At 55.2% G+C, this 23,194-nt stretch carries 13 protein-coding genes; 5 read left to right on the top strand and 8 right to left on the bottom strand.

What is annotated here, in order from left to right:
* The first annotated feature begins 157 nt into the window (after window positions 1–157).
* Window positions 158–1,927 (top strand): CRTAC1 family protein, encoded by a 1,770-nt coding sequence (locus WCA10_RS03695; RefSeq protein WP_472821142.1) that lies wholly within the window; start codon window positions 158–160, stop codon window positions 1,925–1,927.
* Here WCA10_RS03695 and WCA10_RS03690 read toward each other — a convergent pair whose 3' ends face one another.
* Window positions 1,928–3,133, bottom strand: coding sequence for a tetratricopeptide repeat protein (locus WCA10_RS03690; protein WP_472821141.1), 1,206 nt, complete (start codon window positions 3,131–3,133; stop codon window positions 1,928–1,930).
* A gap of 126 nt (window positions 3,134–3,259) precedes the next feature.
* On the bottom strand, window positions 3,260–6,796 hold the full coding sequence (locus WCA10_RS03685; protein WP_472821140.1) for a carboxypeptidase-like regulatory domain-containing protein: 3,537 nt from the start codon (window positions 6,794–6,796) through the stop codon (window positions 3,260–3,262).
* 1,371 nt (window positions 6,797–8,167) lie between these two features.
* Between WCA10_RS03685 and WCA10_RS03680 the strand changes: the two genes are divergently transcribed.
* Window positions 8,168–11,632 carry an arabinofuranosidase catalytic domain-containing protein gene (locus WCA10_RS03680; RefSeq protein ID WP_472821139.1) on the top strand — a complete coding sequence of 1,155 codons (3,465 nt, stop codon included), beginning with the start codon at window positions 8,168–8,170 and terminating at the stop codon, window positions 11,630–11,632.
* Between the two features lie 843 nt (window positions 11,633–12,475).
* Window positions 12,476–13,381, top strand: coding sequence for a tyrosine-type recombinase/integrase (locus WCA10_RS03675; protein ID WP_472821138.1), 906 nt, complete (start codon window positions 12,476–12,478; stop codon window positions 13,379–13,381).
* 393 nt (window positions 13,382–13,774) lie between these two features.
* On the opposite strand, the gene WCA10_RS03670 is transcribed toward WCA10_RS03675, so the two are convergent.
* From WCA10_RS03670 to WCA10_RS03645, 6 genes are all read right to left on the bottom strand, one after another.
* The gene (locus WCA10_RS03670) at window positions 13,775–14,728 is read right to left on the bottom strand and encodes a universal stress protein (RefSeq protein ID WP_472821137.1); all 954 of its coding nucleotides are present in this window, start codon (window positions 14,726–14,728) and stop codon (window positions 13,775–13,777) included.
* A gap of 309 nt (window positions 14,729–15,037) precedes the next feature.
* Window positions 15,038–15,676 (bottom strand): hypothetical protein, encoded by a 639-nt coding sequence (locus tag WCA10_RS03665; protein ID WP_472821136.1) that lies wholly within the window; start codon window positions 15,674–15,676, stop codon window positions 15,038–15,040.
* Between the two features lie 906 nt (window positions 15,677–16,582).
* On the bottom strand, window positions 16,583–18,010 hold the full coding sequence (locus WCA10_RS03660) for a sigma-54-dependent transcriptional regulator (protein ID WP_472821135.1): 1,428 nt from the start codon (window positions 18,008–18,010) through the stop codon (window positions 16,583–16,585).
* Complete coding sequence (locus WCA10_RS03655; RefSeq protein ID WP_472821134.1) at window positions 17,988–19,319, bottom strand: sensor histidine kinase; 1,332 nt, start codon at window positions 19,317–19,319, stop codon at window positions 17,988–17,990. The genes WCA10_RS03660 and WCA10_RS03655 overlap by 23 nt, the downstream gene beginning before the upstream one ends.
* 67 nt (window positions 19,320–19,386) lie before the next feature.
* Window positions 19,387–19,947, bottom strand: coding sequence for a DUF2231 domain-containing protein (locus WCA10_RS03650; protein ID WP_472821133.1), 561 nt, complete (start codon window positions 19,945–19,947; stop codon window positions 19,387–19,389).
* Between the two features lie 62 nt (window positions 19,948–20,009).
* Entirely contained in the window at window positions 20,010–20,642 is a 633-nt protein-coding gene (locus WCA10_RS03645) for a rubrerythrin family protein (protein WP_472821132.1), read from the bottom strand.
* Between the two features lie 519 nt (window positions 20,643–21,161).
* Here WCA10_RS03645 and WCA10_RS03640 point away from each other — a divergent pair.
* Together WCA10_RS03640 and WCA10_RS03635 are read left to right on the top strand one after the other, a co-directional pair.
* Complete coding sequence (locus WCA10_RS03640) at window positions 21,162–22,199, top strand: universal stress protein (RefSeq protein WP_472821131.1); 1,038 nt, start codon at window positions 21,162–21,164, stop codon at window positions 22,197–22,199.
* Window positions 22,200–22,286: 87 nt separating this feature from the next.
* The coding region (locus tag WCA10_RS03635) for a carboxypeptidase-like regulatory domain-containing protein (protein ID WP_472821130.1) at window positions 22,287–23,194 on the top strand (908 nt) is incomplete at its 3' end.

The following is a 23,194-nucleotide window of genomic DNA, read 5'->3' as shown; positions in this document are numbered from 1 at the left end:
CACGATCGCGCACCCTGATGCGATCGCCCCTCACGAACGTCATACCAAGTCGCTGGTCCAAAGTTCGAGCACACCTTGGAGCCCTACTCGGTGAATGTAGTTGACCTAAGCTACTGATATCGGCTCGCCTCTCCGAGCCAGGAGATCAACCGGCGATATGCGCCTGCGTGTCCTTCCCGTTGCTTTTTGCGCAGTAATCCTGCTCGACGTTGCAAAGGCCCAGGCACCGACTCTGACTGGAAGTCCGCGCGCACCGGCAGTAACGGAGACTTCTGCCATCGGTTACCCGGAACTGGTCGATATCACGGCGGCCACGGGCATTCACTTCAACCACCTTTCAAGTCCCGAACAGAAGTTCATTGTGGAATCGATGAGCGGGGGAGTTGCGCTGATCGACTACGATCGCGATGGCTGGCCGGATATCTACTTCACGAATGCACAGACGGTGGAGATGGCGCTCCAGGGCAAGAAGGCGCGAAGCGCCCTTTACCAAAATAACCACGATGGAACGTTTACCGATGTGACAGACAAGGCCGGAGTGGGGCACCCGTGCTGGGCGTCGGGGGCGGTGGTGGGAGATTACAACAACGACGGTTGGCCTGACCTGCTGGTGACCTGTTTCGGTGGTGTTGTGCTCTATCGCAACAATGGCAACGGGACGTTCACTGACGTCACGAAGGAGGCGGGGCTGAGCCATGATGACATGTGGGCGACCGGCGCCGCGTTTGGAGACTACGACAACGATGGGTGGGCCGACCTGTTTGTGGCGCACTATGTCGATTTTCATCTGAACAATATGGCGGCGTTCGGATCGAGCGACATCTGCAAATATATGGGGATCGACGTGCAGTGCGGGCCAATCGGACTGAAGGGATCTCCTGATTTTCTGTACCACAACAATCGCGACGGGACCTTCACTGAAGTAGCGAAGAAGGCAGGTGTTGCCGATGAGGAGGGCCGAGTCGGGCTCACATCGCTCTGGGTTGATTTCGATAACAAGGGCAAGCTGGACCTACTGGTCACGAATGACGGACAGCCCAACTATCTCTATCAGGGAAATGGAAAGGGTGCCTTTGAAGAGGTCGGATTTGAGTCTGGTGTCGGATTGAGCGAGAGCGGCGCGAGGCAAGCGAATATGGGGGTTGCGCTGGGAGACTATTTGCACAACGGACGCTTGTCGATTCTGATTACGCACTTCGATAACGAATATGCAGCGTTTTATCGGAACGATGGCGGCATGAACTTCACGGATGTGTCGATTCCGACTGGAATTGCCCGCGGTACGAAGGGATATGTCGGGTGGGGCGATGCTTTTGTCGATTTCGATAATGACGGATGGCAGGACATCTTTATAGTCAACGGGCATGTATATCCGCAGGTGAATCAGATGCGGACAAACTTGCAGTACCAGGAACCGAAAATTCTGTTCCTGAACGAGCGAAATGGGAGGTTCAAGGACATCAGCAAGGAAGCCGGGGCGGCAATTCAGATTCCGCAGGTGAGCCGTGGGATGGCGATCGGCGATCTGTTCAACGATGGAAACCTGGAAGCTGTCATCGAGAATCTCAAAGGTGAGCCGACGATTCTTCGTCCCGCGAAAGGTGCAAAAAATCACTGGGTAAGTTTTCAACTGGAGAGTGAAAAGTGCAATCGCCTCGCATTGAATGCGCGTATTCGGGCCACGGCAGCGGACCTGGTTCAGCTCGGCGAAGTGATTAGCGGCGGCAGCTATCTGTCGCAGAACGATCTTCGCGTTCATTTCGGGCTCGGGAGTCATGAGCGAGTAGATAAAGCCGAAATTACCTGGCCTGATGGCAAGGTTGAGACATTAACAAACCTTGCAGCAGACCGTTTCTATTCGGTTCGCGAAGGAGCAGGGATTACAGGCTCAACGCCGCCGAGTTCGATCACGTTTAAACATCCGTAGTCAGTTCGAGGGTGGAAGCGAGGGTTTTGCGATTTCGGAATTGCTCGCATCGATTGGATGGAGCTTTTTGAGAACAGACTGGTCGGAGGCCTTCTGCAGCCTACGTGTCTTTTCGAACTCCGCGTTGGCCTCCGTTGTCTTACCTAGTGATTTGTAGAACCGGCCGAGACGGAAGTGGACGTTCTGGTCGTTGGGATCGAGCTGTTCGGCCGTCTTCAACTCGCGGAGCGCGTCGTCATTCCGTCCGGCATCGATGTGCAAGATTCCGAGATCGAGGTGCGCAAGCTGATCCTTCGGATCGATGCGGACGGCCTTCTCGAGGAGCGGGAGCGCGGTTTCAGGGTGGCTCAGCTTCATCTGAGTGTCTCCCATATATGTGAGGGCCTGAACGTGTTTCGGGCTCAGATTGAGCTCTGCCTGAAACTCCTTTGAGGCATCTTCGAATTGCAGTTGACACCAGAGCAGATATCCCAGACCGAAGTGGGCCTCGGGCATTTTGGCATCGGCTTTCACTGCAGCGCGAAACTGCTCAATCGCAGCGGTTCTGTCTTTCATTTCATCGAGCGCTTCACCGGCGAGCATGTCGGCTTCCGCTGATTCGGCGTTGAGCGTGAGAATCTCCTTGTAGACATCGAGGACGCATTGATACTGAGCCGAGCGGAGACAACTGTGCGCGAGTGCGAGGCGGAATGGAAGGTTCTGCGGATCGGCAGACGTAGCTTTTCTCAAATGCGGGACGGCTTCAGCATATTGGCCGGAGCCGTAATCAGCCAGTCCGATCAATGTAGTGAGACGCAGGGCTTCGGGAGATTCTTCAGGCAGGGTCTTCAGTAGAGCGGAGAAGATCTCGGCGGCTTCTCTGAGTTCGCCTTTCTTGAAGAGCGCGAGGCCAAGATTCAACTGCAGGCCGGGCATTGCGGGATCGAGCGCGGCGGCTTTCCGATAAAACGAGACAGCTTCGGTGTAGTGTTCCCGGCGTGCTTCGAGAAGGCCAAGGTGCGCATTGGCTTCAGCATCGTTGGGATGAGTCTTCAGGACAGCCTGCCATGCAGTCTGGGCACTTGGAACATCGCCCTGTTGTTCGAAGGCAAACGCTGCCTGCCGTTGATCGCTACGAGGCTGCGGCGCCTGGCCAAACTGTACAGCCGAATCAAGGCCGAACAGAAGACCAGCCAACATCAAAAACAAATGTGGTCGCAGCTTCATACGCAGTTGGATTCTCGCTTGTTGCAGGCGCGAAGTGCAATACCCACATAAAGGGCGCGCTCTTTAGAAAAGCAAAAGAATGGCGCGCCAGTGGTACCTGACGCGCCGGAAGAGGAGAGCGAGGGACTAGAACCTCAACTTGCCGCCCAACTGGAGGGTACGCGGACCGTAGTCGCTGGTGACCTTGCCGAAGTTGGAGTCGTGGTTGTTGAGGTTTACGCCTTGCGGGTTGGTGTGGTTGAAGGTGTTGAAGGACTCGAACCGGAGATCCAGGTGCACTCTCTCACTCGCGGTGAACGGAATCGCCTTAAAGAGAGAGATGTTCCAGTTCTGGATTCCCGGTCCTTTGATGGCGTCCTTTGGAGCGTTGCCGAAGCCCTGGTTCGGCCCACCGTTCCAGGGAGCTACGGGATCAGCGAAGGAACTGGTGGTGAACCACGCACTGATCTTCTTTGGGTAGCTGACTTTGGAGACTATATTCGGACGGTTGGATGTGCCGCCGCCGAGGCCGAGAGTGTCACTTCCTGAGTAACCGGGACGCAACGGCAGGCCAGCCTCGAAGAACGTGATACCGGAAATCGACCATCCACCAACGATCGTGCGTGCAGCAATGTTCGAGCTCTTGTTGAACCACGGGAGCGCGTAAACATAGCTGACATTTAGGATTTGGCGGCGGTCAAAGCCGGAATCTGAGCCGTAGTCGTAATGCGCGTTGAACGGATTGGAGATGCTGTTGAGGTCGTTCGCCACAATGCTCATAAGGTGAGACCAGGTGTAGGCGACCTGGGTGGTGAGGCCATGGCGGTTCTCAACGCGGACGCCCGCCTGCAAGGAGTTGTAGTTGAAGTTCGTTTCGTTCTCTTCCTGGGTGATGCCCGCATAGCCCGGGAAGATTCGATAAAGGTTGGCATTTGCTTTGCCGGTTGCGACGAGTTGCCGGTCGTAATAAGGATTTTTGGTGGGATCCGCGGGATCAAGGTTGATCAATGGAAGAGTGTTGATCGCGCGGTCATTGTTCTGGCTGAAGCCGGTGGAACCAACATACTGTGCGACTGCGATGATGGACGGCGCAATTTCGCGCTGAATGCCCATGCTGTAGTTCTCCGTGCCCGGAGCGTTGTAGTCGTACTTGATGTTGGTTAAGCCCGATGGGAAGTGGTTGAGCGTCGTCTGACCGGTCAACACGCTAGTATTCGGGTTGGAGAAGTAGACGTTGGTCGCGGAGGGAATATAAGCAAAAGGCGGATTCAAAGCAGCGTTGTAAACGTCGTTGCCCTGAATGCGTTCCCAGAACATTCCATAGCCACCGCGGAAGACAGTCTTGCCGTTACCAGTGAGATCCCAAGCCCAACCGATGCGAGGCTGGAAGGTGTAGTAGTGGTTGCGAACGTTTCCGCGTGGGAAGCCACCCACACCCGCTTCCCGGATGCCGTTCAGGTAAAACTGTTCGGTTCCCGTGCTCGAAAACGTTGAGAGACTGACCGGGTTCAAGGTGCCGTCTGGGTTGAGCGGGCTGCCCTGCGATCTGTCGTAAAGGTCCGGAACGAAGTTCGAGAACTTGTCGTAGCGTTCGAATGCGTGCGGCAGTCCGTCATAGCGAATTCCGATGTTCAGAACCAGTCTCGGCGAGATATGCCAATCATCATTGGCATAGCCGGCGTAGTTGTTATTGACCCAGTGCTTGCCCCACAGGAATTCCAACTGCGAATAGCTGCTGGCCATACCGAGCAGAAAGTTGACATAGGAGTCGCCCGAGAAGTTACTCGAGTTGAATGCGATCACTCCGTTTGTGTTGTATTGCAGTTCCTGGTTTTTGTAGGTGTGCAGCCAGCCAGCACCCAACTTGAACTGGTGCCGACCCTTGGTCCACGAGACGTCGTCCCTGTATTGGAATCCTTCGTAGCCGTTCTTCCAGGGGTAGTAGCTCGGACTCCACGTGACGTTGATCGGAGATCCCTGGAGCTGCACCTCAGGCAGGCGATTCATGCGGTTATTTGCATCCGGGAAGAAGGAGGTTGCACCCCATCCGCTCGGCTTCACGAACTGGCCGCCGCCGGGTCCCTGAACTGGAGTCAACGTGATCTTGTTTCCGCTGTAAAGAAAGGCGGTCTCGTTGAGCAGGTTGGGAGAGTAGGTCTGGGTGAGCTTGATGACGGCCGAGAAGGACGGGTTGGTCATAGCAGTGCCGACCGTGGGGTAGCTACTGTCTCCCCAGAGAGGCGGGAAGTAGTTTTGCGCCAGCGTGTCGTGCAGATAGTGACCCATCAACTGGTACTTGCTGTTGAAGGTATGGTCGATGCGAACAATATCCTCGCGAACTTGGGTTGGCTGCGGAATCGAAGCGATATATTGGGTTCCGTTATTGAAGTTCGGCTTCGGGAATGTGCCGGCATTCAGTTCGAGAACCGCGTTCTGGTCAATGAGGTTGGCGGGAATGACGTTGCCGGGGAAAGGCTGACCTGGGGTCAGTCCATCGGCAGCGTAAAGGGCCAGCTTGGCCGGATCGCCCGTGGCCGGAACGACGGGTGCTTTTCCACCAGGCGGTGTGTAATTCAATGCTGCCCCGGCTGTGGGGAAATTGTTGGCCAGGATGGCATTCGTTACTGAGGGCGCACTCCCCTGAATGAGACGCCGCCACTCTTCGTTCCAGAAGAAGAACGTGCGGTTCTTATTCTCGTTGTAGACGTGAGGGATCCACAACGGACCGCCGATGTTGCCGCCGGGGATGTTCAGCTGGAACTTGGAGCGCGGTTTGCCACCAGCCTTGAGGAAGTAGTCATTGGCGTTGTAGTCGGTGTTACGGTTGAACTCATAGAGCTCGCCGTGAAACTTAGAGGTTCCCGAATTGAGCACCATGACGATGGTTCCACCGGAGCCAATTCCATAATCGGGTTTGTAGTTGCTGTCGAGCGTCTGGAACTGGGCGATAGCATCCTGAGATGGCAGGTTCATAAAGCAACCGCCGCAGCCCCTATCGTTCTGTTCGCCACCGTCGATCAGGTAGACGTTGTGGGTGGACCGAGTCCCGTTGAAGCTGATGCCGTTTGAGGAGGTCAGCGCGTTGACTCCGCCGAATGGCGGAAGAGTATTGGAAACACCAAGGCCGAGTGCCGCAAGTGCGGTAATGTTGCGGCCGTTCGTTGCGAGCTGCTCGACCTGCGTGCCGTTGATCAACGTACTCACTTCGCTGGTTTCGGTCTGCACCTGCAGGGCATCGGCAGCCACCGTCACGGTCTGCGCCTGGCTGCCAATGGCGAGCACGGCATCCTGTTCCACGGTCTGTGCAACGTTCACCACGATGCCGGTTTTGCTGTACTTCTGAAAACCTTGAGCAACAACGGTCAAGATGTAAGTGCCGACGCCAACGTTGGCAAAGCGGTAACTACCGGACCCGTTGGAGACGGTTTCTCTGGATTGGTTGGTCGCAGTGCTAGTGAGGGTTATTTGCGCGTTCGGAACCACCGCTCCGCTCGGGTCGTTTACGAATCCGGTGATTGTGGCATTATCCTGGCACCAGGCCACTGGCGCCAGAATTAGCATCAGAGCGCCGATCATCAACCAGATTGGAGCAGAGCGCGAGAATGCAGCAGCGTGCGACGCCAACCCAATGCTGGGACGCCGACCAGCTGCGAATTGAATCATCGTTCTTGTGTACTTCGACATCTTTCTGCCTCCGTAGCAAACGTTTACTTGGTTGGTTTTTAGCTCCTGCACTCGACTCCCCTCTTTTCTGAGTGCAGGTGGTTCAGTCAATGTTTTCTGGGACCCGTCGTACGGGAAGTTGCAAATTCCCAATGCCTAATTCCGAGGGGGGAGAGTTTCTCAGCGCACTCTAGGCTCAACCGGAATTTCCATGCTCGGCTCTGAGCAAGCGTTTCCTATAGCGGGGCATTATCACGCTGGATATCATCACTGTCAATGGAAATTCCTTTCGAAAGTTCGAGAAACAGGTCCAATACTATCTTGCCTAAAAATTCCCTTTACTTAGCGGTAGAATGCCCTTTCTCCATCTCAGCGCACGATGCTCTTGCACGCCGGGTAAGCGTTTACTCTTTAGCGGGGGGGGGGTGGGGTTCAAGCGAAGTAGGTCGATTCGACGGACCAAACCTGCTTTACAGCGCAAAAGAAACCCGTTGCGAGATCGTTTTGTTTTGAATTTCACGAACAAAGGAATCGTCGGGCTTCAACGGAGGTCCCGGGCGGCACCGAGCCAATGCACGCCTCACTAACCTTACTGCTCCTTCGGAGGAACCGGTGCGACACACTTTCTCTCCTTGAGGACTACGGAGACGTCGAAGATCGAGAATCTCCGTTGTCAAGGCGGGGCTCTCGCTTTCGCACCATCGAGCAACTCGAAGCGAAAAGAGCAGACGATAAAAGGCGCCTCCAGCAAGTGCCATTCCACCGCCGTTGACTAACTGTCATTGATCAACACCGGCGTACGCTGGCATTCTCACCTAAAGATGGCGAAACGAGACTCAAAAACGCAGCGCAATTCAGACCCGAATCCCGCCCGTATGGATATGCATGCCGTCGCCCGGCTCGCCAACGTTTCGATCGCCTACCGTCTCCCGGACGATCAACTGGACCCCAAACTTGCCAAACGAGCCTGGGAGGTTATCAAAGCGCACGCTATACCCCGAATACCCAAGCCCGAGCCTTGGTCTCTGGACGCATCCGGCTCCTTGGGTTGATTGTTTCGGAGATTACCAATCCCTTCTTTCCGGAATTGATTCAGGGCTTCGAAGATGTTGCAGTGGAAAACGGATATGGAGCTTTGATCGGCTCGACCCACTACGACCCTGACAGGATGAAGACCTGCATTCGCCGAATGATTGAACGAAAGGCTGGCGGACAAGCATGACCGCCACTCGGTCGTAGGTCCAGCGCACTGAATTGCAGGGGCGAGTGGTATACGTATTCTCGGCGGACGCGTTGAATAAAATGACAGCCTGAATCGAAGGGATGAGACCGCCTCTTCGAGATGGCCGAGAAAACTCGGTAAGCCGGATGGTGATACGCATGAGAGCGAAAATGCATTTTCTAATGATGTTGGCGCTAGCGATAACTGCGATAGGTGCCTTGCTGGCGATTGCGGAACCGGTTCGTGTCGGTTCGACTGCTCCTCCAGCAAGGCAGCAAGGCCCGTGCGATATCTACGCTGCCGCCGGCGACCCCTGTGTGGCAGCACACAGCACGACACGGGCGCTGTACGCCGGCTATAACGGCCCTCTCTATCAGGTCCTGCGCCAGTCCGATGGAAAGACGCTGAACATCGGCGTAGTGCAGCCGTCGGCGTCGCCGGTTGCGGATCCGGGTGGATATGCGGACGCGGAGGCGCAGGACAAATTCTGTGCAAATACGTATTGCTGGATCACAACGATCTACGACCAGTCGCCCAAACACAATGACCTGACGCAGGCTCCCCGCGGCGGGTTCAACGGCCCTGCGCTGGGTGGATTCAACAACCTGCCGGTCGCAGACATGGCTCCGATTACGATCATGGGCCACAAGGTGTATGGCGCCTTTATCGTGCCGGGTATGGGGCTGCGCCAGAACGACGTGAAAGGCACAGCGGTGGACGACCAGGCGGAGGGACAGTACTGGGTGGTGAATGGCCACCACTTCAACTCCGGCTGTTGCTTTGATTACGGCAACGCCGAGATCGACAGCCGCGACGACGATAACGGCACGATGGAGACCGCCTACTTTGGCAATGCGACGCCGTGGTTCAGCGGGAGTGGCCATGGCCCGTGGATCATGACCGACCAGGAGAACAATCTCGTAGGTTGCGTGAACTCGGATGGGACGAAGGGATGCCCGAACTTGCCAAGCATTGACTGGCGATTTGTGACTGCGGTCGCCAAAGGCGAACCGCATCACTGGGCATCCATGGGAGGCGACGCGCAGAAAGGCGAACTGCAAGTGATGTTCGACGGGCCGCGCGTGAATGCGACCTATGACCCCATGCGGAAACAGGGAGCGATCCTGCTTGGCAATGGCGGCGACAACAGCAACAGCTCGCAGGGCACCTTTTATGAAGGCGCGATGACCGCCGCAAACACGTTTCCGAAAGACGCGACCGATCAACTGGTGCAGGCAAATATCGTCGTGGCGAAGTATGGCGTGGCTCGCCTGAGTATCGGGCCGTCATCTGCAATGGCAACACCGCCGGGAACTCAGACGTTTACACCGGGTTCTTCGCAGGAGACAACCGTAACATTCAGGAACTCGACGGGCGCGCCCGCGACAGGTCTGACGTTGAGCATTTCTCCGCCCGGCGCGCAGTGGACGTCGCTCGTTGTCAACACGAAGGAAACATCGAAGTCTTTCACAGAGCCAGTTGCGCCGGGCGCAAGCGTGAGCGCGACGTTCAACGTAACCTCCGGGCTGGCGGCCTTCAATGGTGACCTGGTGAGCAAGGCGCAATGGACGAACTCGACCGATGGGCAGAAGCAGGTTGAGATCGCGGCGGAGAAGGTGCGCAATGTGAGCCCGGTGAAGATCAACGAGTTTCGGATCGGCGCGGGTTCGCCGGGCAATCAGACAAATTCCTTCATCGAGCTCTACAATGCTGGATCGAAGAGCGTGGACATATCGAACTGGACTCTTACGGAGCATCCGACCCAACAGGCGATCTTCTCGACAGTAAAGATTCCGGCTGGGACGAAGCTAGCGGCGAAAAGCTTCTACCTGCTGGGCCTTTCGGACTCTGGGCTTGTGGTGCCTGCCCGTGGGGGTGACACGACTATCTACGTACGGAGCACCACCGCGATGTCGGAAGGCGATACGATTCGCATCGGCACGGGCTCAAGCGAGGAGACACGGAAGGTTGCACACCTTGGAACGGCGGTGAGCAACCATACGACGGTGTGGCAACCTCTACCTGACGGACCGGTGATCACAATCCCTCCCGGCTCGACGAATGTGCCTGTTACGAATGCAGCGGGCTTCAAGGTTGGCGAAAAGATTGCTATCGGGTATGGCGCGACGTTCCCCTCGGTAGGGAAGGGAGAGGAAAAGTACGAAGTGGCCACAGTGACAGCGGTTGGCAAGCAGGGCTCGCAGGAATATCTGGGAGCGGACGCCACGGCCAGAGCGACCAACATCCAGGTGACCTCGGTGGACAACATTTCAGCGGGCGACAAGATCAGACTGGATATAGACAGCCTGGGCCACGGAATTGAGACCGTGACGGTTACGCATGTGGGCACGGCGTCGACACGCACGAACCTGGCGGCAGATGCGTCCGCAGGCGCGACCAACATCAAGGTGCGCAACGTACGAGGATACGCAGCAGGCGACAAGTTGACAGTTGGCACTCCAGCGAACACGGAAACAGTGACCATTAGCACCGTGGGCACTGCGGGACCTAAAGGCACCGGCATCGACGTTACACCGGCGCTGTCCACTGCACACATTGACAGCGAGGAAGCCACACGTGTCGGCACAGGCCTTGATCTGTCTGCGCCGCTGAAGTTCGCTCACGGAGCGAACCTGCCCTTCAGCGACCGCGGCACGGGCATCAGCTTCCAGCCTGCGACAGGCTTTGCGCATTTGAGCGACGAGCCAGTTCAGGCGCTCGGCACGGGCATTATGCTTGACAGGCCGTTGACCGGTTCTCACGCAATCAACTCGGTGGTGCGGGATGCTGCGGTTAAAACGGCGGGGTATCAGCCGGGTCCGGAACCGAACCAATGGTTTGGCGGCCCTGAGTTCACGACGACTGACATTGCCTTCGGGCGATTCAACATGACTTATAGAGAAGGAAACATGGTGCTGCGCGATGCGTCGGGCATAACCGTTGACAGCCTCAATTACGGCGGAGTGGTCGACCCATGGGCCGCGGAGGGATATCAAGCCACCTCGGGAAAAGAGCAGGGTGGCTGTCATGCACCTGCGCCCGGGGGGGCTGGTGGCTTCAGCGCTTTCGCGGGATCTGCCGGCGCAGCCGATACGAGCGCGGGCCGTTTCCCCGATGGTGCGGACACCGACAGTAACTGCAACGACTTCTTAACGCAGGCGGCTGCCACTCTGTCAGCCGCTTCAGTTGCCGGTGCCACCAACATCAAAGTCGAGAGTGTTGAGGGCTTCGATGCCGGCCAGAAGATCATGATCGATTCGGGTGCAAACCTCGAGACCGCTGTTATCGCAACCGTGGGCACCGCAGGCGCCACTACCGTGAGTACGGGCACCGCGGCGGGGGTAACCGTCATCCCTGTCGCCGGAGCGATAGGTTTTCGCGACGGGCAAACCATCACCATTGGCAGTGGGGCGGAGGCGGAGACGGCGGTTGTAACTTCCGTGCGGAGATTCGGCGGCAACGCCATCACAGTTGCCGCACCGCTCACGCGTGCGCATACAGCCGGTGCCGAAGTCTCGGGTACCGGCATCAGCCTAACTGTTGCGTTAGCCCGTGGGCATGCCAAAGGAGCGCAGATCTCCGACGATCTGCCTACCCCCGGTGGCCCCAACCACTATCACAGAAGTACTAAGTAAGGAACAGTATTGGGGTCTTCACGCCGTGAAATGCAGGGCGGCTGGAAGGCTTTCGCGACATTTCGTCCTCACAGATGAGAGTTGCCGTTTTTGCTCAAGAGTTTGGCGGTTCTTGCGAAATGAGGCTTAGTAGATAGATCCTCGTAAAGCCGAAGTAGCCAGCAGCGAATCTCCCTTCGCGCTAAATGCGCTCATGGAGCATGGAAGCATATGGCCGTATAGTCGCCTTTCCGGACAGGTGGGCTCCCGGTCTATCCGTTGTTGGAATAGCCGAGGAATATGCCAGTGCGCAAGCAATTTGCGATCCGTCAAGGGCTTGGTCGCCAGAACGCTAGACTAAGCCCAGATCAGGTGATCTACCCAGCAAAGTCACTCGAAAGCCGCAGGACCGTGATGCGATGACAATACGCGAAGGACGAATTGCGAACCCAGACTAGGTTCAGTCCAGGTCATGAAATCACAATATCTGCGCGCAGGGGAATTTTCACTGGGTCGGAAATCCAAATTCTGGGTGATCTCGAATGGCTTCAGAAGCCGGGAATACAGGTGATCCCAAGACACTGCTATCCCAAGCCATTCAGCTCTTGAATGAACCTCCGTTTCGCAATTGGAAGCAAAGGAGATTGAATGAACAGATTTCAGCAGGGAAGTCTTTTCAAAGTGAAAAGGAAGAGATGTGCAGGCGTCTGGGTTTTCCGATGGTACGACTACACCACTGGAAGGCGAATCTATAAGAAGCAGATCATTGGGACAACCGGCCAACTTCGAAGCCGGCGAGACGCTGAAAAAGCGGTTGCAGGGCTTCGCGGTTGGATCAACGTCGACGTTGGGACTCCTCGCACAGTGTGTGATCTCGATGCTCACTATCGAGCTCATGAACTGGCGCCGGGGAGAAAGTCGTTTTCGACAACCGAAAACCATCGTCTTCTGTTCAAGCGTTACATCGAACCACGATGGGGCCATTTTCCGCTGAACGCCATTCGAACAGTAGAAGTCGAGGAATGGCTACATTCGCTCTCATTGGCGCCGGCTTCGAAGGCGAAACTGAAGTGTGTCCTCTCGGTGCTATACAACCATGCGATCCGCTATGAATGGTTAACATTCAACCCGATCAGCCGTGTGAGGACGATCGCTCTGACGTGGTCCGACCTGAACCTCCGAACGATGGAAGTGAATGTTCTGAGGTCCTGTGTCCGAAACCGAATCGGAAAGACGAAAACCGAGTCGTCGTGCCGTCCCGTGCCTCTCCATCCTGTTGTGCTCAGCGCGCTCTTGGAATGGAGAAAGCGATCGCCCTATGCAAGCGACGTAGATTTCCTGTTCCCGTCGATTTGGCACAAAGGGGAGAAACCACTCAGTCCAGACAGCATTTTGGAGAAGAGCATTCGGCCGGCGCTTGCCAAGGAAGGCATCGTTGGGAAGCGAATCGGCTGGCACAGTTTTCGACATTCACTTGCAACAAATCTGAGATCACTGGGTGTCGATATCAAGGTGGCTCAGGAATTGATGCGGCATGTCAGTTGCCGCACAACCCTTGATGTTTACACCCGCGCGGTGGACCAGCAAAAACGCGAAGCGAGCCGTAGAGTCTTGGAATTGATGCTTCCGCTGGAGATGAGAAAACTTCAGCACCCCTCAGCACTTTCGAAGGCGAGACGTCAATTCGCCGGTGCCGGCAAATATATCGTAAGAAAGGGGATATTGGTGGACCTGATCGGGATCGAACCGACGACCTCTTCCATGCCATAACCGCAAATTATAGACGGAACAGCACTTATGAGTCGGCTGAGTCGGCAAAACCGGCACAATCGGCACTATTTGCGACAAAGATGCGACAAACTTTTAGCAGCGGGCCAAAGGGCTGATCCGTGTGGGATCGGCCCATTCTCTTTCATTACCTTTTGGTACTTGTGCAATAACCTGTTGCACGATCGCCGAGGCGTCCCTATAGCACAGGACAGCCAGCCGTTGTCATACCCTTGAGGAGACGACGACCAAAGCACTTCAAGCACCGCCCGACTATGCTGCCCTGTTCAAAGACATCAAGGAGCGTAAAGGATCGCAGGTGTACTTCGATTTGCACAACATACAGCCGCCCCTCCTTCCGTTTCATCAGCCTAGTGATGCTTTTCTGACGCATATTCATGAATGTAATGACATCGTTTCAGGGCTGGTCAATTCGTGAATCTCTCGGGCAGAACTCACCGGGTCGGAGTTGATCGTTATCACAGGGCATTGCGACTCATCGATGACTTGACGGACAACGCGGTTCGTTAGCAGTCGTGAAGCCATTTGGATATGGTGAGAACCAAGAATCACCAAATCCTGCGACAGCGAGAGTGCTTCAGCGAGAATGATCAATGCAGGATCACCTTCCTTTATCAAGAAGTTGGGATGATCCCTCTGTCTGGCCTCGGCCGGGACCGATGCGCACAGTCTCTCGCGAGCAGCGAACCGAGCCATCTGCACTCTTTGTTCACCCATGCCTTCCGACTCAAGAACGTGCAGTAAGGTCAGGTGGGCATGGTTCAACACTGCCAGTGAGCTTGCAAACCTCACCACCTGCAAGCTACCGGAATGAAATGAGGTCGCACAGAGGACTCGGCCGAGTGGAGCGTCGCGAGCAGGGCAAGGAAGTACCCGCCGCCCGATAATGCAAACAGGAACGTCAATAGTCGCTATGACTTCCTCAGCAACCGATGCCTCAATCATACGCGCCACTCGTGGTTCATACCTTGCAGCTAGGATGACTCTATCCACAGCCCTCGACTTCGCGATGAGGGCTATCTGTTTTGCCGGATCTCCCGTCAGGACAATCGGTTCGCATAAAATGCCTTCAAATTGAAATTCCTCGACTATTTCGTCCAGTTTCATCTGTACAGCTTTAACCGCACGATTGAGAGCCGGTGAAGGGGCCCCATCGAGCGTCTCAGTTCTCAGACCGGAAGGAGTAATTACATGGACGAGGAGGAGTTTTGATTTGCTGAGTCGAGCCTGATGGATCGCGTGGAGCAAGAACGTCTGCCCTTCGAGGAGGTTCGTAGCGACGAGAATCAAGTCTGGGCTAATCCAACGCGCGATTTTATTTCCATTCATCACGCACCTCAAGAGTCCAAACTCTGTCGTCACAGAAGATCTCTTGTCACACCCGAATCGATGCACGGCCGCGGTGTAGCTTAATGCAGCACTGCATTTCGCTGGCCAAAGCAAGAGTCAATGCAAATAGGGGAGCGGGTGCTTCAGACCATGCATCTCAGAGGCGATGTCTAAGAATTTGGACGTTGCGCTCGAATCTTTGGACCATCAGCGCAACCCAAACTTCGACGAACGCCAATAGGTAAGGCAGTACGACTCTGCGCTGGCGAGCGAGCGGAGGTTCAGAGATGCGTGGATGGTTCGTATTGGTTACGGTTGTGTCAATCTAAGCATCTGTCGAATCGCACTCTTGTCTCTCGCGTAGTTGTCGTGAGCTTTGGTCGGACTCTCGATGAGCCAGAGCCAGTGAACCGCATTCTTGACGATCACATTATGGACCTCGACCGTTTTGAGTTCAGGAACGGTCCAGGTAAGCAGATCGCTCGGGTCATTTAAAGCGATAATTTGAGGACGCTCGCAGGTGTGATTTGAGCCCTGCTGAGATTTCAGATAGTCGCAGCGTAATTTTCCCCACACTTCGAGGTGTGAAGCCATATCTTGGTCGGACGCACCATCGAGATACGCGAGTTCCAGAAGGCGAAGCTGGTTGGCGAAGAAGTAGACCAGAGAAGTTCTACCCAGTATTTGCTCATAAGCATCTCCCGCGCGCTGAACAGACGGTGTCTTCGGCATCGCGGGATTGATATCCAGCGCCGAAAAGATGAGATAGCTGCCCAGGCTATGCGCAACCACCACATATTCCTGGTCCACGCTCGAAACCGCCGGACCTCTTCTGGGGCCGTCGGGCGTGATGGCTACTGACTTCAGAATCAGCTGGCGAATGCCATCTAGGAGGTATGTGCGCAGTGGCCCAAGCGCGAGGACGGCATCGGAGAAGCCCCAATCCAATAGGCCGTTTTTCAGCTTGCGATTAACGAGCGCTCCTCTGGATTTTTGCGCCAGGAGTGTCTGGGCTTCCGAGGCGTTGATCCAGTCATATGAGATAAATCTACCTGGAATACTGGAGTCGGGCCTTCGTGTAGAGCACAATTTGATTCTGTCCGCGCTTGGCCCCACAAGGGATGCATCGCTTCTAACAATCTGACGGCACTTCAACGAGAAGAGCAAGGGCCACCAGTTTATCTCGTCAACGAAGATGGCGACGGGGCTGGTTGAGCGCGCGAGCTTCCAATGAGCTACAAAAGGAGCTGCGGCGTTCCACTCCTGGGATGTGGGACTGGATGGATCAGTCTTCCACACAGGGCTGCCGAGATACTTCAGCGAAGGGGGTGGAGCATTGAGCTCGAATTCATCTTGATCAGCATATTCCGTGTTTCCGTCAAGTTCTCCAGCAGGTGACACGCAATCACCGAGAAAATCGCAGATGCCTTTCCGAAGAAGCCAGGAATCGTAGTCGCCGGGGCCATCGGATGCGATGCCATGAAGATAAAGGATGTGGAGTTGTTTGCCACCAGCGCGCTGCAGTGAATCTGCAAGCGATTTGGCAGGTTTTGTTGAAGAGGTGGCTTCAGTTGCCTGAGCCACTATCGAGACTGGATAGGACGCAAGAAGAGCTCCCCAAAGGAGAGCACTCAATGGGCAGAGACCGCCAAGTCTGCGTTTGTAACAGGAAGTCTGGACCGAATGAAGACGAAAATGGATCGAGGATAAGATGCCCAAGACACACCTCCCATGAGGCAGAGAATACGGTAGGATCTGTGGCGTCATCCTTCCAGTGCTGCACTGTCATGTCAAGGAGATTGATTAGGAAACAGGCTCTCTGGTTGACTGGACGACTATCGACACAAACGGACTTCAGCTTTTGAAGCAGGCATCATCTGCTCCTTTGTCGGGGATAACGGCGAGGCCATGGCGCCCGATCTTATATCCCAGATCGCTTCGCGAAAGGCCGAGCTTTCTTGCGGCCTCCGCCTGCACTCCCTTTGCGAGATCAAGCGCGCGATTGATCAAAGCTCTTTCAAGCCTTGTGACGACATCACGCAAGTCAACTTGAGTTGGAAGTTGATCGGCAAGTGTTTCGATGGAAGCCTCTCCTCTGACTCCCTGAGCAGCATGAAGTGGTGGATGCAGATAGAAATCTTCCGGTTCGAGTTCAGCGGACTTCCCGAGAATGAGCGCCCGTTCGAGGAGATTTCTCAGCTCCCGAATGTTTCCAGGGAAAGGGTAACCGCATAGCTTCTCGATGGCTGCAGGAGTCAGCCGCTTGCCTTGAATCTTCATCTCCGCGGCAATTCTCAGGATTAGACTGTCGCATAACTCGACAATATCCTCAGGGCGCTCTCTCAACGGTGGCAGGTGAACGGGAACAACTGCCAGCCGGTAGTAGAGATCCTGGCGAAATATACCGTCTTTCACGCGTTCTTCAAGATTCCGATGTGTGGCAGCGAGAACCCGCACGTCGACACGGCGTGTGACAGCGGATCCGACGCGCTGAATCTCCCCATCGGCGAGAACGCGAAGGAGTTTTGCCTGCGCGGCGGGAGACATTTCGGCGACTTCATCGAGAAAAACGGTTCCCTCGTGCGCTGCTTCGAAAAGGCCTGGGCTCGATCGGTCGGCTCCAGTAAACGCGCCGCGTTCGTGGCCAAATAGCTCACTCTCCAACAGAGTTTCAGTGACGGCAGCGCAATTGATCGCAATAAACGGTTTGCCGGATCGTGAGCTGTTCCTGTGAATGGCCCGGGCGACGAGTTCCTTGCCGGTCCCGGTTTCACCCGCAATCAGCACAGTGCTGTTTGTGGGTGCGACACGGGCTATGAATTCCCGGATCATGCAGATCGCGGGACCACTTCCGCGAATGTCGTCTGCCCCTTCCAGTTTCCGAACCGTTGTCTTAAGTACGGCATTCTCACGAAGCAGCGCAGTGCGTTCAGAGGCTCGATTCACGCTGGCGCGGACAACATCGGGATCAAACGGCTTGCTGAGGAAATCGAATGCCCCGCGACGCATGCTTTCGACCGCCAGTTCGAGTGTGCCCACGGCAGTGAGAAAGATGACTGACGTTGTAGGGTCGTCATCATGCGCAGCCTGAACAACATCAAGGCCACTTCCGTCCGGCATTTTTTGATCAGTCAGGATTACATCGAAGTCCTCGCGCTTGATGAGCGCAAGCGCCTCCAAGGCACCTGACGCCTCCACAACCACGTGGGAGTCCCTTCGGAGGTTAACGTTCAGGATGCGCCGCATCCCCTGCTCGTCATCAACAATTAATATCTTCGCCATCTGAGGTCTCTTTCGGATTTAGGCTTGTGGGGTTTCGCACCAGAGTCATTGTGAAGGCGACTGCCCCCTCTTCGTTCCTGCTTACATAAAGGTCCCCGCCGTGTGCAATTGCTACTCCGCGAGCGAATGCCAGTCCCAGCCCCGTGCCTCTCGGCTTCGTTGTAAAAAAGGGCTCGAATATTCGTTTCAAGTCTTCCTCACCGATCCTGCTACCGGTATTCTCGACCTCAATGTACAGCTTTTCAGAATCACTTCGAGAGCTCAGTTCGATCCGACCTCGGTCTGGAGTTGCATCTACGGCATTCAAGGAAAGATTGAGTAGCGCAGCTTCGATCTGAGAGGGATCAACCGCGGCGGTCGGATCACCACTCACCGTGGAGTTGACTTCGATGACACGATCGGCAGAGTGCATCCTTGTTACATCGGCAATGTGCCCTAAAATGTCATCGATTGAAATTCGGGCGAACTTCGGCTTGACGGGGCGAGCATAGGAGAGGAAATCTCCGGTGAGCTTCTCGAGGCGCTTCGCTTCCCGCGCAGCGATGGCGAACATCTCTTCTCTCTCGGCCGGCTCGGATGACGAGTGTGTCGCGGTTGCAAGAGAGCTCGTGATCATGGCTACGGGGTTTCGAATTTCGTGCGCGATGCCGCTCGCGAAGCGCCCGACCGCAGCAAGCTTTTCTTCCGCGACAAGTCGTTCCCGGGCAGATTCCAATTCCGACATCTTTTCATACAGCCGGACTTGTTTCTGCTTCAGTTGATCGACCAGGTACCAGACCAGCGGTCCGATCAAGCTATAGATGACGGCAATCATGCCGTATTCCAGATACTCTGTTGGCCGTGCTGGGGGATGCTCCGTGAAAAAATGCTGAATCCATGCAAACATCATGCTGATTGCCGCGATGATCGTCAGGAGTGTGGGAGCAAGTCCAAGATGATAAGCACTTTGCAGGATGGGAATTGCAAGCAGCACAAAATAGGGCGGATCATCCCGATTGGTATAGACCACGAGTAGAAAAGCTAGTACAAAGATTCCAACATTCGAAATCAGTGTTTCCCTCTGCGCTGTCTTCTCTGTGACTCCATCCTTTTTACCCTGAAGCCAAATGATCTCGAGCAGCTTGAGCGAGAAACTTATACCGAGCACGAGCACAACCGCAAGCGATGGCTCGCCAAGCAGCGATGCGAATAGGGTGTGCAACAGGAGGAGCACGGCGAGCACAAAGAGAGTAAGTAGGCCGAAAGCAGTCTGCTGCCGTTTGAAGGCCTGAGCTTCAAGCCTTTCGAGTGAAGGAGTGCTCTGCATCATTCGTTTGGCTTTCTAGTTCGTTAACAAAATTCTACGCCTGCTCATTTCCTCCGTGAACATAGAGGTATCAGTGGACTTCTGCCTCTTCGCCGGACGTCAATCGATCGTGTGCTGCCGGCGATTGATCAGCCGCCACTGGCACGACTGCATGGACTCCAAACTCGTGGACAAGCCGTCCGCCGGCATGTGCCGTATTGACCAGGAATAGAACTCCGACGGCATATAGGGCAACGAACGCCAGTGGAAGGAACGTCGAAAACAGCCTGTTTTCCTGGCGACGAAGGACCATGGGAATCAGGTACATCCCCAGGAGGATCGTAGACAATCCGGCAAAGACAATCTGAGTCTCCGAAGCCAGATCTTCATGTGCCTCGAGCACCGCATCCACGGCTCCGCCGCGTTCGGCAAGCTCAGAAGCTGCATGTCCGGTTGCTGCTGCAAGAAAAAGAGTGCCGGTACCTAAAAGCAGGATCAGCAGAGCAGCCATCATGTATGGCTTGCCCTTTGGCGGCGGCAGGATTGCACTGATCAGAATGAATAGAGGACTCAACAACAGAAGCACGATCGGGAAATGAATGATCAGCGGGTGAAGCGAGTCCCACGTCGGCAATGGCGGAAATTGAAGCATATCATCCTCTCAAATCGGCGGCTCGAACATGCAAAGCGGAACCGCATGCGGCCGGATGAAAATCAGGCCACCTTTTCAAAAACTTCCCTTGAAGTGAAGCAAGAAGGACACTTGGAGAACTTTGCCTCACTTGCGGTGTAACCACACACGGGGCACACGAAGTAGGTCGCTTCTTTCGTCCCCTTCAAGTGATCAAGATTGGCGAGGGCGGCTTCATATAGTCTGGCGTGTTCTGCTTCGGCGGTCTTGGCAAGATTCAAGGTTCTTACTGCATGCGAGTTGCGATCAGTCCTCGCCTGTTTGAGGAAATCCGGATACATTGTGTCGCGTTCGTACGTCTCGCCCTTGATGGCGGCTTCGAGATTTTCGCGGGTTGACTGCACTGCCGGGGTTTCTATGTTCGCTTGGGGCAAAGCGCCAAGTTCCTCGATCACGGCAGCATGATTCATTGCGTGAATCTTTTCGGCTCGCGCTGCAGCACGAAACAGGCTGGCAACCTCGCCGTAGCCCTCACTTTGTGCCTGTTTGGCGAAGGCAAGATAACGTGCGTTTGCGTTGCTCTCTCCGTTGAAAGCGGCCTGCAAATTCTCCAGTGTTGTGGCGGAGGCTTCTGCTCCGGCGGCCAAAGCCAGAGTCAAAGCCGCTGCAAACGAAAACTTCGAAGCGGCCAGTGCAATCTTTTGAATCCTCGACATTCGATCTCCTCTTCCGCGCGGGTCCATTTGCGCGTTCTCTCCTGATGTTCAGCACGTGAAGCGCCAACTCGGAGGGACAGAGTTTCTTGCCGATCACCACAAATCTGTCGATTTTCAGGACTGATCATCCGTTTCGGTACGAGCATTTGGACGTTTGTGTCCAAAACTTCTGACGCAACGAGCGAGGCCCTCTCTGCGGAGGGAAACATCCGGATCGTATGCGCCAATGAATTCAGATACACGGTGGTTGAATATTAGGGCCTTTGAGCGATGGAGATTTTGACAAACGGTCGCGAATTTTGTACAAAGCCGTCTGGCTGCCGCGAGTTTGGAAAGACGAACTTCGAAAGGGAGTGACTTAGGAACTCAAAATAAATGGTCTTGAACGTGCATACATGCGCCGCGATGGAGTTTTCGGGTCAGGGCGTCGTGAGGCTTCGCGCGCGCAAGTGGTGGTTCTTTGCGGACCGGAGTTCTCGTAAACGCAGTACCCGACTCCGCCCAGAGGAAGCCATAACTATGCTAGCTGCCAGATCTGCAGAAGTCGCTCCTAAGCCGACGATCCGTACCGTCTCAGCCAAGACACTCCGGCAGTGGTGTGAGCCGGAAGTAATTCTGGTGATTACCAACCTCGCGGACGAAACGGTGATCCTGCCACATGCCATTAAGCAGGCAAGGCAGAGCCACGCAAAGATCGTTCTCGCGCATGTGGTGTCGCCTCAGAAGGCTATTTCGATGAGCTATAGGCCCCTTCCGCGGCCAACGTCAAGGCTTCAGGAGGCTCGATCAATCGTTGATCGCATGGCGCGGCAGCTTCGGTGGCTTGGATTCATCTGTGAACCATTGGTCGTGACCGGTAATCCTCACTCGGAAATTCCGCTGATAGCGAGAAATTGCTGCGTCGACAGAGTGATCGTTGCTCTCGATAACAACTCCGATCTTGCGCGGGATCGTATGCTTGCTCATCCAGAGCAGCTTTTGTCGAAGCTGGATATCCCTACTTGCGTCATCGGCAGACATGTGAGCATTGCCTCTCCGAGCGGCTTGTTGACACGAAACGTGACACTTGCGGTTTCGCTGGACTCGGACTGCGACGTCCCCCTGGGGTTTGCGTGCCGGTTCGCCCAGGAGCTCCGAGCTAAGCTGACGATTCTTCATGTCATTAGTTGCACGAGCCGCGGTCTTGATCCTGCTGCTTGCACGCCGAAGGCGATAGCCTCCAGGCTTCCGAATCCGACGTGGCGGGAAGCTGAACTGTTCTGTCCGACTGAAATCAGCATTCGCGAAGGTGAAACAGCTGAAGAGATCCTCAAGCACGGCGCCTCAACCAATCAAGACCTCATGATCCTCTGCTCCACAGGAGCTTCGCCCTCCGGCCCGGAATGGAGAACCAGCGTCAGCAGCAAAGTGTTAGAGGGAGCGCAATGCCCGATATTTCTGCTGCAAAAGCAGCCTTGCAACACCAGCAACCACGATGTCGGCGTTGTGGCTCCAGAGAAGGCTACAACGCACGGCGAGATCGTTGAACACGCTGCCCGAAAGGAGGAAGTTGCGTAGCCCTCCCCCACTCAGTGAATTAAAGACAACCGATCCACTGTCCACAGGACATCAAGCACAACTGCAAATCTCGGAAAGGATTGTTCCATGAAAGCCATTGTGACTCATGCAAGCTCCAGGTTGATTCTCCTGCCATTATTGATGGCATTGATATGTATCGGGGCATTTGCACAAGCTAATTCAAACCTGACCGGAATCATTACTGACCAATCGGGCGCTGTAATCCCCGGAGCAACCATTCAGCTCAGCGATTCGGCCACTGGTGCTGAGTTCGCCACGATCAGCAGTGATACGGGACTCTACGAAATCGCAGGTTTGAACCCATCTTCATACAATCTCAAAGTAACGGCAAACGGGTTTCAGACCTACGTGCAAACAGGAATTGTAGTCAACGTTTCTGCAACAGTTCGGGTGGACGCCAGGCTGGTTGTGGGATCCATTTCCCAGACTGTCACGGTGGAGGCGAATCCACTCACGGTTCAGGCCGATTCTAATGCAGTTTCCAGCCTGATCAGCGAGCAGCAGATTACGGAGTTGGCAACCAATGGGCGGAATATCGTGGCATTGGCCGCTCTCGGACTTGGAGTGAGCGCAAACCTGCCGGATATGAATATGCCAACATCGGTCGGGGCTAACTTTGCGATCAGCTTTAATGGGCTTAACCAGGCTCATAATATTTGGCTTATTGACGGAGGCGAAGCTTACGATCGAGGCAGTGGCGGCAAGAGTTCCATCATGCCGTCGCAAGATGCACTTGGTGAATTCCAGGTGCTCGCCAGCAACTATCCGCCGGACTATGGAATCTCTTCGGGCGGCACGGTGAGCATGGCCCTCAAGGCCGGATCTCAGAAGTTCCACGGGGAGTTGTGGGAATTCGATCGTAACGATGCACTGCAGGCACATAACTATTTCGATAACAATAACGGGCAGCATAGAGCCAAGCCGGAATTGCGCTTGAACATCTTCGGATTCAACGTAGGTGGACCGGCCTATAT

Origin of the sequence: Occallatibacter sp. (assembly GCF_049582745.1) — a bacterium.
Lineage (GTDB): Bacteria > Acidobacteriota > Terriglobia > Terriglobales > Acidobacteriaceae > Telmatobacter.
Note: the sequence above shows the minus strand (reverse complement) of the source record. Positions and strands in the feature narration are given on the sequence as shown.

What these genes read in the sequence shown, in the direction of transcription:
- WCA10_RS03660 (WP_472821135.1), bottom strand. Translation starts at nt 18,010, where the DNA reads ATGGCGAAGATATTAATTGTTGATGACGAGCAGGGGATGCGGCGCATC.
- WCA10_RS03645 (WP_472821132.1), bottom strand. Translation starts at nt 20,642, where the DNA reads ATGTCGAGGATTCAAAAGATTGCACTGGCCGCTTCGAAGTTTTCGTTT.
- WCA10_RS03640 (WP_472821131.1), top strand. Translation starts at nt 21,162, where the DNA reads ATGCTAGCTGCCAGATCTGCAGAAGTCGCTCCTAAGCCGACGATCCGT.
- WCA10_RS03655 (WP_472821134.1), bottom strand. Translation starts at nt 19,319, where the DNA reads ATGATGCAGAGCACTCCTTCACTCGAAAGGCTTGAAGCTCAGGCCTTC.
- WCA10_RS03650 (WP_472821133.1), bottom strand. Translation starts at nt 19,947, where the DNA reads ATGCTTCAATTTCCGCCATTGCCGACGTGGGACTCGCTTCACCCGCTG.
- WCA10_RS03685 (WP_472821140.1), bottom strand. Translation starts at nt 6,796, where the DNA reads ATGTCGAAGTACACAAGAACGATGATTCAATTCGCAGCTGGTCGGCGT.
- WCA10_RS03670 (WP_472821137.1), bottom strand. Translation starts at nt 14,728, where the DNA reads ATGAATGGAAATAAAATCGCGCGTTGGATTAGCCCAGACTTGATTCTC.
- WCA10_RS03680 (WP_472821139.1), top strand. Translation starts at nt 8,168, where the DNA reads ATGCATTTTCTAATGATGTTGGCGCTAGCGATAACTGCGATAGGTGCC.
- WCA10_RS03690 (WP_472821141.1), bottom strand. Translation starts at nt 3,133, where the DNA reads ATGAAGCTGCGACCACATTTGTTTTTGATGTTGGCTGGTCTTCTGTTC.
- WCA10_RS03695 (WP_472821142.1), top strand. Translation starts at nt 158, where the DNA reads ATGCGCCTGCGTGTCCTTCCCGTTGCTTTTTGCGCAGTAATCCTGCTC.